At 68.7% G+C, this 14,740-nt stretch carries 16 protein-coding genes; 13 read left to right on the top strand and 3 right to left on the bottom strand.

What is annotated here, in order from left to right:
• Positions 1–529: 529 nt before the first annotated feature.
• From ACFYE3_RS17470 to ACFYE3_RS17490, 5 genes are all read left to right on the top strand, one after another.
• Entirely contained in the window at positions 530–703 is a 174-nt protein-coding gene (locus ACFYE3_RS17470; RefSeq protein WP_387611254.1) for a hypothetical protein, read from the top strand.
• Positions 704–712: 9 nt separating this feature from the next.
• Positions 713–1,501: a YbdK family carboxylate-amine ligase gene (locus ACFYE3_RS17475; protein ID WP_387611257.1), complete on the top strand. Its 789-nt coding sequence runs from the start codon at positions 713–715 to the stop codon at positions 1,499–1,501.
• 158 nt (positions 1,502–1,659) lie between these two features.
• On the top strand, positions 1,660–2,022 hold the full coding sequence (locus tag ACFYE3_RS17480) for a hypothetical protein (RefSeq protein WP_387806170.1): 363 nt from the start codon (positions 1,660–1,662) through the stop codon (positions 2,020–2,022).
• A gap of 255 nt (positions 2,023–2,277) precedes the next feature.
• Complete coding sequence (locus ACFYE3_RS17485) at positions 2,278–2,562, top strand: hypothetical protein (RefSeq protein WP_387611262.1); 285 nt, start codon at positions 2,278–2,280, stop codon at positions 2,560–2,562.
• A gap of 659 nt (positions 2,563–3,221) precedes the next feature.
• A complete protein-coding gene (locus tag ACFYE3_RS17490) occupies positions 3,222–4,652 on the top strand; it encodes a carboxylesterase family protein (RefSeq protein WP_387611265.1) in 1,431 nt (476 codons plus the stop codon).
• A gap of 279 nt (positions 4,653–4,931) precedes the next feature.
• Here the strand turns inward: ACFYE3_RS17490 and ACFYE3_RS17495 are convergent, their stop codons facing one another.
• The gene (locus tag ACFYE3_RS17495; protein ID WP_387611268.1) at positions 4,932–5,993 is read right to left on the bottom strand and encodes a glycosyltransferase family 4 protein; all 1,062 of its coding nucleotides are present in this window, start codon (positions 5,991–5,993) and stop codon (positions 4,932–4,934) included.
• Positions 5,994–6,515: 522 nt separating this feature from the next.
• On the opposite strand from ACFYE3_RS17495, the gene ACFYE3_RS17500 reads away from it, so the two are divergent.
• Both ACFYE3_RS17500 and ACFYE3_RS17505 read left to right on the top strand, forming a co-directional pair.
• Complete coding sequence (locus tag ACFYE3_RS17500; protein ID WP_387611270.1) at positions 6,516–6,860, top strand: hypothetical protein; 345 nt, start codon at positions 6,516–6,518, stop codon at positions 6,858–6,860.
• Positions 6,861–6,936: 76 nt separating this feature from the next.
• Complete coding sequence (locus tag ACFYE3_RS17505; protein ID WP_387806173.1) at positions 6,937–7,680, top strand: ANTAR domain-containing protein; 744 nt, start codon at positions 6,937–6,939, stop codon at positions 7,678–7,680.
• Positions 7,681–7,989: 309 nt separating this feature from the next.
• Here ACFYE3_RS17505 and ACFYE3_RS17510 read toward each other — a convergent pair whose 3' ends face one another.
• Positions 7,990–8,184, bottom strand: a complete 195-nt coding sequence (locus ACFYE3_RS17510; protein WP_387611275.1) for a hypothetical protein — start codon at positions 8,182–8,184, stop codon at positions 7,990–7,992.
• Positions 8,185–8,534: 350 nt separating this feature from the next.
• Here ACFYE3_RS17510 and ACFYE3_RS17515 point away from each other — a divergent pair, with 350 nt between their 5' ends.
• The 4 genes from ACFYE3_RS17515 to ACFYE3_RS17530 all read left to right on the top strand — a co-directional run bounded on the left by ACFYE3_RS17515 (position 8,535) and on the right by ACFYE3_RS17530 (position 10,195).
• Positions 8,535–8,888, top strand: a complete 354-nt coding sequence (locus ACFYE3_RS17515) for a hypothetical protein (RefSeq protein ID WP_387611277.1) — start codon at positions 8,535–8,537, stop codon at positions 8,886–8,888.
• A gap of 58 nt (positions 8,889–8,946) precedes the next feature.
• On the top strand, positions 8,947–9,363 hold the full coding sequence (locus ACFYE3_RS17520) for a CBS domain-containing protein (protein ID WP_387611280.1): 417 nt from the start codon (positions 8,947–8,949) through the stop codon (positions 9,361–9,363).
• Between the two features lie 160 nt (positions 9,364–9,523).
• Positions 9,524–9,826, top strand: coding sequence for a hypothetical protein (locus ACFYE3_RS17525; protein ID WP_387611283.1), 303 nt, complete (start codon positions 9,524–9,526; stop codon positions 9,824–9,826).
• 3 nt (positions 9,827–9,829) lie between these two features.
• Positions 9,830–10,195, top strand: a complete 366-nt coding sequence (locus ACFYE3_RS17530; RefSeq protein WP_387611286.1) for a hypothetical protein — start codon at positions 9,830–9,832, stop codon at positions 10,193–10,195.
• Between the two features lie 458 nt (positions 10,196–10,653).
• Here the strand turns inward: ACFYE3_RS17530 and ACFYE3_RS17535 are convergent, their stop codons facing one another.
• Entirely contained in the window at positions 10,654–11,658 is a 1,005-nt protein-coding gene (locus ACFYE3_RS17535) for a LacI family DNA-binding transcriptional regulator (RefSeq protein ID WP_387611288.1), read from the bottom strand.
• 289 nt (positions 11,659–11,947) lie between these two features.
• On the opposite strand from ACFYE3_RS17535, the gene hisD reads away from it, so the two are divergent.
• Both hisD and ACFYE3_RS17545 read left to right on the top strand, forming a co-directional pair.
• Positions 11,948–13,294 carry a histidinol dehydrogenase gene (gene hisD / locus ACFYE3_RS17540; protein WP_387611291.1) on the top strand — a complete coding sequence of 449 codons (1,347 nt, stop codon included), beginning with the start codon at positions 11,948–11,950 and terminating at the stop codon, positions 13,292–13,294.
• Positions 13,295–13,412: 118 nt separating this feature from the next.
• Complete coding sequence (locus ACFYE3_RS17545) at positions 13,413–14,738, top strand: MFS transporter (RefSeq protein WP_387611293.1); 1,326 nt, start codon at positions 13,413–13,415, stop codon at positions 14,736–14,738.
• Positions 14,739–14,740: the final 2 nt, after the last annotated feature.

Below are 14,740 nucleotides of genomic sequence, written 5' to 3' on the forward strand. Positions count from 1 at the left end.
CAGCACGCTCAGCCGCCCGCCGAGCTCATGGACCTTCTGTTCAGCGATGGATCTCGTCATGACGACCTTTCCGACAGTGTCCGTTCCAGGGCCGACCCCATAGGGGCAGTCGTCCTGGTACGGGCGGGCGCACGACCCCGGCCACGTCGCACCGTGGTGGGGTCCCGCCGGCCACCCCGCTCCGGCATAGTAAGCGTACTTAGGCGAATATTATGGCCCCGCGGCCGGTGGTCAAACACCCATCAGCCCCATCCGCCAGGAAATCCCCCACTGCATCATCTGCGACAGATATCGGACGTGTTGGTGTCCTGGTGGTTTCCTGTCTCCGGTCTGCGGCTTCCGCCGTTTCGTTGTGGGGCCCACGATGGTGGAAAGACGGTCGACCAGGAGCGGATCCGGTGCGGACTTTCGGTGCGGAAAAGGAGCTGTTGCTCGTCGATGCGGAGACTCTGAAGCCGTTGGCCGTCGGCAAGGAGGTGGCCCACCACCACGAGCGGCGCCTGGGCGCGGCCCGCGCCATCCGGAGACGGTGTCCCTGTCCGCGGAGCCGGCCGAGGTGGTTGCCTGCCATGCGTTGACGGTGGAGTTGCAGCAGGAGCAGATCGATGTCATCGGCTCGCCCCAGCTCACCTTGAGCGAACAGATCGCCGCCATCCGGACCGGCCGGAAGTTGGCCGATGAGGCTGCCCGGGCGGTGGCGTAGGCGACGTCGGTGTCTGCCGATCTGCCGCACCTCGTCCCGGAAGCGCGGTACCGCCGGATCCAGCAGCACGTGGGCCGGTTGGCGGCCGAACAGCTGACCTGCGGCTTCCACGTGCACGTGGCGATCACATCGCGTGAGGAGGGCGTGGCGCTGCTGGACCGGATCCGGGTGTGGCTGCCGGTGCTGAGTACCAACTGTCCGTTCCGGTACGGGGTGGACACCGGCTTCGCCTCCTACCGGTACCAGGCCTGGACACGGTGGCCCACTGCCGGGGCCGGCGAGATCTTCGGGACGGTGGCCGAGTACGACCGGCAAGTGCGGCTCCTGCTGGAGTCCGGGGTGCCGGTCGATGACGGGATGGATTACTTCGACGCCCGACTTTCGGCCCGTTTCCCAACCGCGGAAGTGCGGGTGGCCGATGTGTTCCTGCACCCCGTCCACTCGGGAGTGATCGTCGCCCTGGTGCGCGCTCTGGTGGAGACCGCAGCCCGCGCCTGGCGTGCCGGCCTGCCGCCGGCCCCGGTGGGGGCCACCCAGTTGCGGGCCTGGTCCTGGCGGGCCGCCCGCTCAGGGGTCGAGGCCCAGCTGGTGAGCCCTACCACGGGCACCCCGGCCGCAGCCGGGGAAGTGGTGGCCGAGCTGCTGGAGCTGCTGCACCCGGTACTCCCCGAGGCCAGCGAGGACGAGCAGGTCCAGGCCGTGGTCGCGGCCATCCTGCGCGATGGACAGGGGCCCGCACCCAGCGCGAGGCCTCCACGCCCCGCCGCGACCTCCACGATGTCGTGGCTGCCGCCCTGAACCTCGGTGATCCCACCACAGCAGGAGGGCAAGGAGACCACCGCCCGTGAGGGATGGACCGGATCAAGTGGGCCCTGGTCAGGCCGAGGGTAGGACCGTAGCCTGGGATCAGGTTCAGTAGCGGGCCGGGACCAACGCACCGCGAAGGAGCCATGCTCGTGAATCTGCAGCTGTCGGTCATCACGGACATCGACCCGGCTACCCACCAGGTATATCTGACTGTTACGGGCACCCTGACCGAGGCCAACCATCAGCTCCTGCTCCGGGTGCTCCAGCAGACCCAGGCTCTCACCGCGGGCCTCGAGGTGCTGGTGGATCTGACCGGGACCGCCTCGTGGGAGGCCTCCGCGATGGATCTCCTGCTCTGGGAGATCGACCACCCCGACCCCGACGAATCCCTCCCCCCGGTGGGGTTCATGGTTCCGACGCCACCGGCGTGCTCTCCCGGTACTGGCGCCACCCCGGGACCCCGAACCGTGTGGACCGGGGCGTACAGGAAGGCACATGGCGATGACCGCTGAGCCCACTACCAAGACCTGCCTGGGGAGCCACACCGATCAGCTGATAGCACCCCGGGGACACCGGGGGTGTTCCGCGGCACCGGGTTGGTCGAGGACAACTGGCACGACAGCGACGAAAGCGTACGCACCGACCTGCTGACCGCCGGGGCCCCCACCCCAGCCCACCTGCGCAATGACCCAGGACACAACAGCACCGAGCACACCACCGGATGAGGACCAACAAAGGCTTTCAAGTCGACATCGTCGGAGGAGCAGATGGACGACACCACCGCCGGGTCCACCCAGGCCTGGCTGCTGAGCGAGACCATGGACCGTGACCGGTTCACCCTGCAAGCCCTGTGGGAGGGTTACCGCGGGCAGGGCGGGACCGTGGAACAGTTCGAGATCGAGGCCTACCTGCAGCAGTGCCTGCACCTGCCGGCCTTCCAACGCGACATACTCATCCACGCCGCCAATCAACTGCTCGAGGCCCAGCACCAGCCCCGGCTGCCCTACACCCGGGACCTGCTCCACGGTGCGGACACCACTCCCGAGGAGTAAGACCCTGGCCCAAGGACGTGACAGGAGGATGCTTCCCCGGGATCGGCCGCCTCCCCCGGTGCTGGAAGACTCCTCGTCCTCCGTCGCGAGATCGGGTAGGCCCCGGCGGTAGACGCGTCTTCGGGGAAGACATCGAGCCCCGCGGCGACCTGACGCGCCGGTGCCACTGGCCGGTGCCGGACTGTGCCAGCGGCTCGGGCCAGGACCGGGGCTGGGGCTGGCCAGTCTGGGGGTCCCAGTTGCACCCGGTCGGGGATCCAGAGACGACTGCGGCCTTGCACCTCCACTCGGATGCCGAGGATGCTTTCGAAGACGGCCTCCGATTGGCCGGGGGGCCGGTTGCCCTGGCGTCCGCCGGCTCGTGGTGAAGAACACGTCTGGGGCCGTGACAACCCGGGCCCTGGGTCTGCCACCCGTGCCCGCCGCCGCTCCGGGCGGCCCCAAAGTCGGTCTCATGATCTCCAGTGACGCAGGTGAGGCCGGTGAGCTCGGTGCCGGTGGTGACCTCAGCAGCGGCCCTGGAGGTCCGGACGTCCTCCCTTCCGGTGCCAGAGGGGTGCAAAGCGTGCAAACCCCTGGTCAGGGCAGGTCTCGGCCTTTAGCCTGGGTGGGGTCCAGCAGCCGGCCACGTCAATTCTCGTCGCCAGGAGCTGATCATCATGCGGTCGTTCATGCCTCCGTGCGGGCCGGTCCATGGCTGGACCGACGGTGAGGTGATCCGGGCGACCGGGATCCCCTACGCCACGGCCGGCAGGTTCACCGCCCCCACCCCGGCAACCGACTGGACGGAGCCTCTCGACGCCACGGCACCGTCCCCGGCGTGCCCGCAGGTGGCCTCGGCCTTCCTCGAGAAGGTCCTCGGCGGGGCCATGGGGGATCTGCCGCGGGACGAGCACTGTCAGCGGCTGTCGGTGACCCTGCCCCGCGACGTGGCAGCCGGAGAAGACCTGCCGGTGATGGTGTGGATCCATGGCGGCTCCTACACCACCGGAGCCGGAGACGCGGAGATCATGGACCCGGCCCGGCTGGTCGCCGAACAACGCGTGGTGGTCGTGACGGTCACCTACCGGCTCGGGCTGTTCGGCTACCTGGGCTCGGGCCACCACCGCCCGGCCAACCTCGGCCTGCTCGACCAGCTGGAAGCCTTCCGCTGGGTGCGGCGCAACATCTCCGCCTTCGGCGGCGACCCCAGTAACGTCACCGCCTTCGGCCAGTCCGCCGGGGCTGATGCGGTGGCCCACCTCATGGCCACCCCCGACGCCGCCTCGCTGTTTCGGCGTGCCATTCTCCAGAGCCCCCCGCTGGGCATCTCCCGCGGCCGGGCGGCGATGAACGAGGCCACGAACCGTGCGGCCGAGATCGTCACCGCCGACACCCCGGTGGCCGAGGTGGTGGCCCTCCAGTCCGAGGTCGCCGCCCACGCCGCCTCCTTCGGGCTCATGGGTGCGATGGCCTTCGGCACCCAGTACGGTCACCACCCCCTGCCCGACGAGGAGGAGATCGAGGCGGCCTGGGACCGGGTGGCCCCGCACATCGACGTCCTCATCGGTCACACCACCGAGGAAGCACGACTGCACATCCCCACCGCCACCATCCTGCAACGGTGGATCCGGCTGCCGGTGGTCGGGGCACTGATCCGCCGCGCCGTCGTGAGCTACGTGACCGCAGCGGTCTACTCCACCGCGATCCGCCGCTTCGCCACCCGCCACACCCGCGCCGGTGGCGCCGCCCACACCTACGAGATCTCCTGGGCCGCTGCGGGCAACGAGTACGGGGCGGCCCACGCCATCGACCTTCCGCTGCTGTTCGGCCACGAGCACACCTGGGCCGGCACCGGCCTCGTCGCCGGGGCTGAGTGGGAGGAGATCAACGCCCACGGCCGCCAGTTGCGCAGGCTGTGGGCCGACTTCGCCCGTGGGACCCCGCTGGGCGAGAAGGGCCGGATCCCCGGGGCGCTGAGCTACCGGCGCGCCCAGGACCTGCGCTGGGCAACGGGGAACGGACGGATCGGCCTCGGAAGGGACGGCGAAGTTCCCGGTGCCGCACGTGTGGTGCCACTTGACCGCCCTGGCCTTGAACCTGCCCGGTGATACACCGGGTGAGGCAATCCCCCTACACATGACCAGCTCCGGAGAGTGGGCCGCTCACATGCTCGGCCGCGGGAGCGCCCGGATGCACGTCTCCGGACACTACTGTCTCGGGAGCAGGAAAGTCTTCGCAGGCCCCTTGTCCCAATGCTGGAAGCGTGCAACGTCGAGCTGGTGGTGCTCGCACGCCGTGGCCGGCTGCCGCGGTGCCGGCTGATCGGCATGCTCCCTGACCTTGGGGCCGCTGTCACTCACCGTGGAGGAAGCCTGCACCGCACCACCTTAGTAACGAGCATCCAGAGCCAGGTCGTAGACGGCCTGCGTCCGCGTCACCATGGCCTCGACCGTGTAGTCACGCAGATATCTTTTGCGGCCGGCTGCGCCGTACAGCGCGCGCACTTCACCATCACCGAGCAGCTTCACCAGCGCCTCGGCCAGCATCCCGGCGTCCTGCGCCGGCACGAGAAGCCCCGTCTCCCCATCGGTCACGACCTCCGTGGAACCGATCACCCGGGTGGCCACCACCGGCAAGCCGGCCTCCATCGCCTCGATCAGCGCCAACGGCATGCCTTCAGCCCGGGAAGGCAACGCGAACACGTCGGCGGCGTCCAGCAGCATCCGGGCGTCGCCCCGGTGGCCCGGTAGGTGAACCGAGCCGGCAAGACCACTCTCGGCTACCAAGTCCTCGAGGTTCTGGCGCAGCTCTCCCTCCCCCAGGATCACCACCTGCAACTTCGGACAGACCGGTGCGAGCAGTGCGGCGGCCTCGATCAGATACCGCTGCCCCTTCATGTGCGTCAGCCGCCCGGTCGAGAGCACGACGAGATCCTCCGGCCGCAGGTGCAGGGCCCCCCTGGCCGCGGCCCGCCCCGGAGGATGCTGTCGGGGCCTGACGCCGTTGGGCACGGTGATGAAGTGCTCCTCGCTGACCCCTCGCGCGATGTAGGTGTCCCGGAGTCCGTCGGAGACCGCGATCCTCCAGGGGGCGAACGACGTGTTCTCGACCAGCCTCTCGGCCTTGTCCCGCCGCGAAAGCAGGAAGGGCAGGTGATGGGTGATCACGACGGCCGGCACCCCGGCGGCCCTGGCCAGTCGCAGCCCGTCGGGATCCTCCCAGCCCCAGCCCGCATGGCCATGGAAGACGTCCACCCGATGGGAGGACAGGAAGTCGCCGATCACCTGCGGATAGGTCGGATCGTGCGGGCTGGGCAGCGCCACCGTGCGGGCACCGAGTGCGGCGGCCTCCTCGAAGAGCCAGCGGGCGCGGGGACCGGTGCGGCACATCACCGTCACATCCGCCCGACCGGTGAGACCCTCGACCAGATCCAGCATGTGCCGCCCCATCCCGGAAGGGCTCTCAGAACGGGTGTACAAACAGACGGACCGACGGAGTCCTCGAGCACTCTGCTCAGCCCGGCAGGCACTCGACCTCGAAAGCGGTCCCGTCGCCGCAGCCTCCACCACGTATTTCACGTTACAGGCGACGACGTTCCCGATCCGACCGGGGACGTCGAGGTCAAACAGATCGCGACCATGACCACGGATTTCCCCCACGTCACGGTCTCGGGGCCTCGGCGCCAAACCCAGGCGGGCGGAGCCCCGCTGACCGGCCGTCTGCAAAGCCGCAGGAGCTGAGTGCCCTTCTGGCTAGGCCGGCCACAGCACAGCCGGCGACCCTGGGGCGGCGGTAGCACCTCGGGCCCAGGACGCACGGTGCCTGTCGGGAGTTCTTCTGCCGCCCGTGGGACCCATGGGCCTAGGTGCAAACCCTGCAAATCCCTGGTCGACCCGGAACGAGGCGCGTACCGTGGGGAGAGGTCAAGAAGGCGGCCATGAGACAGATTGCATGCGACGAAGGATGCTCTCATGGACCACAAGATCTCCGTGCTCGTCCAAATCGACCTCGACGGCGCCTACGTGCGCCTGGCCGTGACCGGGTGCCTGACCGAGGCCAACCAGCACGTCCTGTACCCGCTGGTCCACCGGGCCCGGACGCTGATCCCCCCGGTGACCGTCAGCGTGGATCTCACCGCCGCCGGGCACGTCGAGGCGGCCGCGGTGGACCTGTTGCGCTGGGCGATCGACCACGACGAGACCGCCGACGGGGCGAGCCCGGTGGAACTGCTGGCACCCAACGGCCTGCCCACCCATGAGCACACCCCTGGCCCCGCTGTGCCCCGCCTGCAGACCTCGGATCCGTGGGCGGCATGACACCGGCCGCCGCGCACACCACGGACCGGTGCCCCAGGACGGGCACATGGCAGTCCTCGGGTGGGAGTGCCCGGGCATGACCGGAACCGCGCGCATCAACTCCTCGGTGCAGCTGGCCGAGATCAACCGGGTCCTGAGCTCCCTGGGTCAGCGGCTGGGCACGGTCTCGGCCGGGGCGGCGGTGGCCGCGATCGCCCAGGCGGGGGTCTATCACGTGCGAGGCGCCCGGTGGGCCAGCGTGAGCATCACCGGGCAGGGGCGGTTCCGCACCCTGGTGGCCACCGCCCCGATGGCCGCCGATGCCGACGCCCTCCAGCACTCCATTGGGCAGGGCCCCACCGTGGACCCGGCACTGGAGGGCGCCGTCCACCTGGTCGAAGATCTGCCCCGGGACCGCCGCTGGCCTGTGCTCGCCGCCCGGGCCGCGCAGCACCTGGGTGTGGCAGCCCTGCTGGTCTATCGTCTTCCCCTGCCCGAGGAGCCGGGTACCACCGTGGGGCTGACCCTGTACTCCGATGTCGTCGACGCCTTCGGCGCGCCGGCGCTGTGGACCGGGAGCGTGCTGGCCTCCCACGCCGTGGCGGTGGTCGCCGCTGACCACCAGCACCGGCGCACCCTACAGGCCCAGCACAGTGCTCAGGAGGTCGGCACCGCCGCCGGGATGCTGATGGCCCGCTACGGCATCCCCCGAGAGGAAGCCCTGCACCTGCTCCGTACAACGGCCCAGGACAGCCATCGCAGCATCGCCGAGATCGCCACCGAGATCATCGACACCGAAACCCGGCGGCCATGCTCCAACCGGCAATTGTTCGTCCGGTGAGGCTGAACGCCCACGCCAGAGTGGGGCACACTCGCGAGTGGACCCCTACTGCACTGTTGCCGTCGACACCTTCCACCAGCAGCGCAGAGATCATCGCGCCAGGCACCAGCCGGCAACAGGCCATATGTGATGTCACGGCGTGCTGAAGATTCCCTTGACGGGGGTTCCCTACCGCATCGGGGGACGTCCCGGCCTGCCCGTACCGGCTGAGGCCCCCGGCGGTCCGTGGAAGCCCCGCATTCATCCTTCCCGACCCCGGGGGACAGATGGCGCCGGATCCGTGATGCGTTCCCTCGGCCGGCGCGCTGGTCAGTCGCGGCGGATGGCCCGCCAGATGACCACCACGATGACGGCGGCCACGACCACAGCGACGACCAGGACGCCGAGAACGACCATCCCCGCCACCCCCATGCCACTGCGGCCGGGAAGCCACCCCAGGACCGGGCCCGCGCCGAGCAGCAGCGTGGCGGTGAGCAGCAACGTACGGGCGGCAGAAGGTCCCATCGCTTCCCATTGTCCCGCCCCGAAGCCTCATCAGCACCCGAGAAGGGTTTAAAAGATCTACCCCGGTGTGCGCCATCCGATGGCGCCGGAACACCCGCGCCCGCACAGAAACTCGAACCGCAACGCGGGGTCCGTGGAACGTGCGCAACCAGCCTCACAGGACGTCATCACAAACCTCTCCGCCGATGAAAGGGAGGAATCGCGGCCCGACATTCCCGCTACTCGTCGGTTAGGGAGATGTGGGGTGGTGGACAGACCGATCCTTGTCGGCCCGGCCGCCATCTCCCTACCGTGGAGAAGGGCCCTGCACAGGGCCTGAGGTTCCCAGCATGCGATGAAGGATGCTCTCCATGGACCACAAGCTCGGCGTGCTCGTCCAGGTGGACGCGCACGGGGGCCAGGTGCGCCTGCTCTTCACCGGATGCGTGACCGAGGCCAACCAGCACGGCCTGCATCCGGTGGTGGCCGCGGCCCGGAGGCTGATGCCTCGGGTGGCGGTCACCGTGGATCTCACCGTCGCCGAGCACGTGGAGGCGGCCGCGGTTGATCTGTTGCGCTGGGCGATCGAGGTCGGCGAAGCCGGCTCCGGTACTGGCCCAGTGGAGGTACTGCCCCCGATCGAGGCGCCGGCTCACCGACCCGTGACCGCCCCGCGGGGCCGGGCGCGAACTTCCACCATGTCCCCGGTCCGGTGGTCGGCATGAGCGTCACCGGATCCACCCGACACTCCGCCGCCAGGCATCAGCTCCAGGAGGACCCGCAATGACCACTGCACGCGAGATCATGACGCCCGGCACCGAGTGCGTCGGTGAGAACCAAACCCTCCAGGAGGCCGCGCAGAAGATGAAAGACCTCGACGCCGGCGCTCTGCCGATCTGCGGGGAGGACAACCGGCTCAAGGGCGTGGTGACCGACCGCGACATCGTCATCAAGTGCCTGGCCACCGGCGGGGACCCCCGCACGGTGACGGCCGGGGAGCTGGCAGAGGGCGAACCGGTCACGATCGGGGCCGACGACAGTGTGGACGAGGCGATTACGACGATGACCGATCACCAGGTCCGGCGCCTGCCGGTCATCGACGGGCACGATCTCGTCGGCATGATCAGCCAGGCCGACCTCGCCCGCTCCCTGCCCGAGGACCGGGTCGGGGAGCTGGTGGAGCTGATCTCCTTCGGCTGAGCCTCCACCAGGAAAAGGGGAAAGGTGAGCCGGCAAGAACGCCCGCCCCTTGACTCCGCACGGGCAACGACCGCCGGCTCAGGCACGACCCAGGGCGTAAAAGCTCAGCACTGTCTGCAAGCACGCTGGCATTGCGACGTTGATTCCAGAGGAGGTTCCCATGCAGGCCCGCATCGCAGAGAGCATTGCCCTGGTCACCATCGGTGACGGTGTCATCGCCGCCCTGTTCCCGGCCCGCCACGCCGCCCGGTGGGTGATCGGGCCCGACCCTGTACGCCGGATCCTGTCGATGTTCGTCGAGCACCCCGGCCTGATGCGGGCCGCCGGCGTGGCCCAGGTCGTTGCCGGAATCGCCTGGGTAGCTGCCCTGCCGCCGAGAGCTGGGTTTGTGCGTGGCTGTAGGTCGGTGGCGTGTTCCCGGCGGGCAGCCTCGGGTTCGCGCCCGGCACCGACGAAGGGATGAGAGATGGCCACCCCTCAGGACTACGGATTCAAGGACAAGGATGTCATCGGGCTGACGGACGACGATTTCCACAAGCTTCTGGAAGCCGAGCCGGAAAAGTACCCCGAACACCTGCGGATCGCGTTGTCCCTGGATCAATGGGTTTGTACCTTGAAGGGGCAATTGGCCTCCGGGGAGGTGAACGGCATGGAGCACAAGCGCTTTGAGGGGTTGCTGGCCGCGCTGCCCGAAGTCGCGGTGGCCCTGCGGCAGGGGCAGTTCCTCCCGGGTCAGCAGTTCCGGGCTCTCACCGAAGCAGAGATTGAGGACGCTGAGCGGGCGGCGGATGCCGAACTCAAGGCGGCATTCGAGGAGGGCTTCAACGGCTGATTGGAGGCCCCGGCGGTGTTCTGAAGGCTCGACGCTGAGGGTCCGGCCCCTGCCGCGTGAAGGGTGCTATCACTGACTACTGCGGGATCGTCGCCGGGCGCAGTTGATGGTGATGGTCACCACCGTCTCGGTTGGACGCACGGCCCGGGGGCGGAATGCCGCCCGATCAGGTGATCGGGTTCTCGCTCCCGCGGCAGCAATCGAGGCGTCCGGTGGGGGCGACGATGTGCTGGTTTCCGCCCACCCCCGCATTCTCTCTCCGCCCTATACTCATGCGTGCCCGTATCAGGCAAACGTTCGCACCGCGCCCATCCCTACGGCACGGGGACGTCGCCATGCCCGCGATCTCTGGTTGCAAAAGGGCATCGCACCTTCCAGCTTGCTATGCACCCCGCAGGGGGACTTCAGCCCGGCTGCCGGGACGAACGTCCCATGAGCGCCCGTAGATCAGGGCATGATCACGGACCCTCGGCGGGCACATCTGTGCTGCCGCGGACGATGAGCTTGCACGGGAACCGCCGGTGCTGCGGCGGCAAATCCGGGGCGGCAAGACGATCCAGGAGCATTTTCGCCCCGGCCCGGGCCATCTCCCGGCTGGGCTGGCGGACCGTGGTGAGGTCGAAGGAGGGCCAGGAGGCCATGTCCACGTCGTCGTAGCCGATGACCCAGCAGTCCTCGGGGGCTGAGAGCCCCCGGCGGCGCAGGGCGTCGAGGGCCCCGAAGGCCATGTAGTCGTTGGCGCAGAAGATCGCCTCGGGCCGGTCGGCCCGATCCAGTAGCTTGCCGGTCACGTGCTGGGCGAGGTCATGGGAGAAGTCGGCCTGGAAGCGCAGCTCCTCGGGGACGGGATGCCCAAGCTCCTGCATCCGGTCAAGGAAACCCTGGCCCCGGTCGCGGGACGTGCTGGCATCGGGCAGGCCGCTGATGAACGCGACCTGGGTGCGTCCGTGGGCGCAGAGGTAGTCGGCCACCGTTGCCCCTCCCGTGACGTTGTCGCTGGCGACCTGGTCGGCGTCGAAACCCTCGACGACACGGTTGATGAGCACGATCGGGCTTTTCTGCTCCAGGGCTACCTGCAGCTCCACGGTCTCTCCGGTGGCGGTGGTGAAGATGACCCCGTCGACGGCCCGTTCCCGGATGGCGGTCAGCGCGTCGTGGTGGCTGCCGCCGCCGGCGTTCCACAGCACCACCCGGTAGCCGGCTCGGTCCAGTTCGCGGGTGAGCTCGTCGATCACCTCCGGGTAGAAGGGGTTGGTGATGTCTTTGACGACCACCCCGATGATGCGCGCCCGCCGGGTCTTCATGGCCTGGGCCCCGGCGTGGGGCACGTAGCCGAGAGCGTCCATGGCCGCCTGCACCTTGAGCCGGGTGTCGGGGGCGATGTTCGTCGCCGAGGACATCACCCGGGAGACAGTCGCCTGGGACACCCCGGCCAGTCGCGCCACGTCGCGGCTCGTCACCATGCCGTCCTCCTTCGTTGCCGGGCGATCACCTATCGAGCGGCTGAGGCCCATGAGACCCGCCCTGTCGTCGACCACGATCGCCGACGCGCTTTCAATCTATACGCCTTCGCGAAGCCCCGGGCGTGACGCACGGCCACTCAGAACGTAACAGTTCTGTATACGTATACACGCTCGGTTGCAAAGGGTTTCGCTGTGTTGTGAATACGTATACAGTTTGACGTGTCCTGGTTCACAGGAACCGCCGAGGGGCCCTGAGTTGCCCCTCGACCGACCACGGAAAGGCATTGCCATGTCCGCAGAAACCACCATCACCTCCTCCGTCACCTCCACGATGCTCAAGAGCCCGGGGAAGAGCGACACCGGCCGCGGCAGCACGCCCGAGGTCCGGGCCATCGTAGAGGGTGTCATCGACGACATCCGGGCCCGCGGTGACGCGGCGGTGCGGGAGTACTCGCAGAAGTTCGACAACTACGGGCCCGAGTCATTCCTGCTCACCGACGAGCAGCTGGCTGAGGTCATGGATCGGGTGCCGCAGCAGGTGATCGAGGACATCACCTTCGTCCAGGAGCAGGTCCGGCACATGGCGTCCAAGCAGCTCGAGTCGCTGTCCGACTTCGAGATCGAGACCCTGCCCGGTGTGCACCTGGGGCAGAAGAACGTGCCGATCCAGGCCGCTGGCGCCTACATCCCGGGCGGGAAGTACCCACTGCTGGCCAGCGCCCACATGACCATCGTCACCGCCAAGGTCGCCGGGGTGCAGCGGGTGGCTGCCTGCACACCACTGATCAAGGGCGAGATGCCTGATGCGACGATCGCGGCGATGCACCTGGCCGGAGCCGATGAGATCTACTTGCTGGGTGGCATCCAGGCCGTCGCCGCGATGGCTGTGGGTACCGAGACCATCCAGCCGGTGAACATGCTGGCCGGGCCCGGCAACGCCTTCGTGGCCGAGGCCAAGCGCCAGCTGTTCGGGGAGGTCGGCATCGACCTGTTCGCCGGGCCCACCGAGGTGTTGATCGTGGCCGATGAGCACGCCGACCCCTTCATCGTGGCCGTGGACCTGCTCTCCCAGGCCGAGCACGGCCCCGACACCCCGGCGGTGCTGATCACCACCAGCGAGGAGCTGGGCCGGAAGGTCATCGAGCACATCGACGAGCTGCTGGTGGATATGCCCACGAAGGATTTTGCCGCCCCGGCCTGGCAGGACTGGGGCGCGGTGCACGTGGTGAAGACCCTGGACGAGGCCTACGCCCTGGCCGACGACTACGCCTACGAGCACGTGCAGATCCTCACCCAGAACCCGCGGGAGGCCCTGGAGAAGATGCACGACTACGGTGCGCTTTTCCTCGGGGAGGGCACCTGCGTGTCCTACGGCGACAAGGTCATCGGCACCAACCACGTGCTGCCGACCCGCGGCGCGGCCCGCTACACCGGTGGCCTGTGGGTGGGCAAGTACCTCAAGACCGTCACCTATCAGGAAGTCACCGACAAGGACTCCAGCGCCTTCTTCGGCGAGTTGTGCGGACGTGCCTCCCGGGTTGAGCGCTTCGAGGGCCACGCCCGCTCCGGCGACGTCCGAGCGGCCAAGTACCGCGGGGACACGCTGGCCTGGTCCGAGCACTCCTTCGGCAACTGAATCCCCGCACGCGTCCTGCTGCTCGTTCCACGGCTCGTTGCCGAGCCGTGGAACGAGCAGTCCCAGCATTACCCTGACCGTCGCCCCACGACCACCGCCTCCCGGAACGGAGCCTTCCATGGCCATCACCGCCACCATGACCCCCGAGCAGGTGCGCCGCCGCACCCTGTACTCGGGCACCATCGGCGCCATCGTCGAGTGGTACGAGTACACCGTCTACGCCACAGCCGCCGCCCTGGTCTTCGGCCCGCTGTTCTTCCCCGCCATGGCCCCGGGCATCGGCCAGATCGCGGCCCTCGCCACCTTCGGCGTCGGCTTCGTGGCGCGTCCGGTCGGGGCCTTCGTCGCCGGCCACCTCGGAGACCGGATCGGTCGCAAGGCCACCCTGATCCTGACCTTCGCCATCATGACCGTGGCCACCGTGCTCATCGGCCTGCTGCCCACCTACGAACAGGTCGGCATCTGGGCCCCGATCCTGCTGTGCGTGCTGCGCTTGGCCCAGGGATTCGCCGTGGGCGGGGAATGGGGCGGGGCGGCGATCATCGCCGTGGAGAACGCCCCGAAGGGCCGGCGCGGGTTCTACGGCTCCTGGCCCCAGATCGGGGTCTCCTGCGGGCTGCTGCTGGGCACCGCCGCCGTGACCGCCTCCGCAGCGATCTCCGGGGACGCCTTCGAGACCTGGGGCTGGCGGGTGCCGTTCCTGCTCGCCGTGGTGCTGGCTGCGGTGGGGCTCTACATCCGGCTCAACGCCGCGGAGTCCCCGGAGTTCCTCGCCGAGCAGGCCCGCATGGCCGAAGCCGGGGAGCAGCACAAGGCCCCGCTCAAGGTCCTGTTCAAGCACCACCGCAAGCCGCTGCTGATCGCGATCTTCGGCCGCTTCGCCGAGGCCGGCAACTACTACCTGTTCACAGTCTTCGTCCTCTCCTACGTCACCACCACCCTGGAGGTCCCGCGCAACTACGGGCTGATCGCCGTGATGATCGGCTCCGCGCTGAACATCGTGATGATCCCCATCTTCGGCCGGCTCTCCGACATCATCGGGCGCAAGAAGACCTTCTTCCTGGGCGGGACCGCGATCATCGTCACCGCCTGGCCGATCTTCGCCCTGGTCCAGACCGGTGAGCAGTGGGCGATCATCCTCGGAGTGTCCCTGTTCCTGGCACTGGGCCACGCCCTGGTCTACGCACCGCTGCCGGCGCTGTACTGCGAGATGTTCCCCACCGCGGTGCGCTACTCCGGGATCTCCGTGGGCTACCAGATGGCCTCCATCCTCCTGGCCGGGTTCATGCCCGCCCTGGCTGGAGCCATCGTGCTGTGGACCGGCGGCACGAACGTGGTGGTCCTGATCGTCATCGCCACCACCGCCATCGCCATGCTCTCAGTCTCCTTCACCCCCGAGACGAAGGACATCGACCTCGCCACCGTCGGACAGCCCGCGCGGTAGTC

The sequence above is a fragment of the Kocuria arenosa genome (assembly GCF_042879215.1).
In the GTDB taxonomy this organism is placed as follows: Bacteria; Actinomycetota; Actinomycetes; order Actinomycetales; family Micrococcaceae; genus Kocuria; species Kocuria arenosa.

Bases quoted from the DNA above. Each gene is read 5' to 3' on its own strand.
- ACFYE3_RS17525 (WP_387611283.1), top strand. From the start codon at position 9,524: ATGCAGGCCCGCATCGCAGAGAGCATTGCCCTGGTCACCATCGGTGAC.
- ACFYE3_RS17510 (WP_387611275.1), bottom strand. From the start codon at position 8,184: ATGGGACCTTCTGCCGCCCGTACGTTGCTGCTCACCGCCACGCTGCTG.
- ACFYE3_RS17495 (WP_387611268.1), bottom strand. From the start codon at position 5,993: ATGGGGCGGCACATGCTGGATCTGGTCGAGGGTCTCACCGGTCGGGCG.
- ACFYE3_RS17530 (WP_387611286.1), top strand. From the start codon at position 9,830: ATGGCCACCCCTCAGGACTACGGATTCAAGGACAAGGATGTCATCGGG.
- hisD (WP_387611291.1), top strand. From the start codon at position 11,948: ATGTCCGCAGAAACCACCATCACCTCCTCCGTCACCTCCACGATGCTC.
- ACFYE3_RS17535 (WP_387611288.1), bottom strand. From the start codon at position 11,658: ATGGTGACGAGCCGCGACGTGGCGCGACTGGCCGGGGTGTCCCAGGCG.
- ACFYE3_RS17490 (WP_387611265.1), top strand. From the start codon at position 3,222: ATGCGGTCGTTCATGCCTCCGTGCGGGCCGGTCCATGGCTGGACCGAC.
- ACFYE3_RS17520 (WP_387611280.1), top strand. From the start codon at position 8,947: ATGACCACTGCACGCGAGATCATGACGCCCGGCACCGAGTGCGTCGGT.
- ACFYE3_RS17505 (WP_387806173.1), top strand. From the start codon at position 6,937: ATGACCGGAACCGCGCGCATCAACTCCTCGGTGCAGCTGGCCGAGATC.
- ACFYE3_RS17545 (WP_387611293.1), top strand. From the start codon at position 13,413: ATGGCCATCACCGCCACCATGACCCCCGAGCAGGTGCGCCGCCGCACC.
- ACFYE3_RS17500 (WP_387611270.1), top strand. From the start codon at position 6,516: ATGGACCACAAGATCTCCGTGCTCGTCCAAATCGACCTCGACGGCGCC.
- ACFYE3_RS17515 (WP_387611277.1), top strand. From the start codon at position 8,535: ATGGACCACAAGCTCGGCGTGCTCGTCCAGGTGGACGCGCACGGGGGC.
- ACFYE3_RS17485 (WP_387611262.1), top strand. From the start codon at position 2,278: ATGGACGACACCACCGCCGGGTCCACCCAGGCCTGGCTGCTGAGCGAG.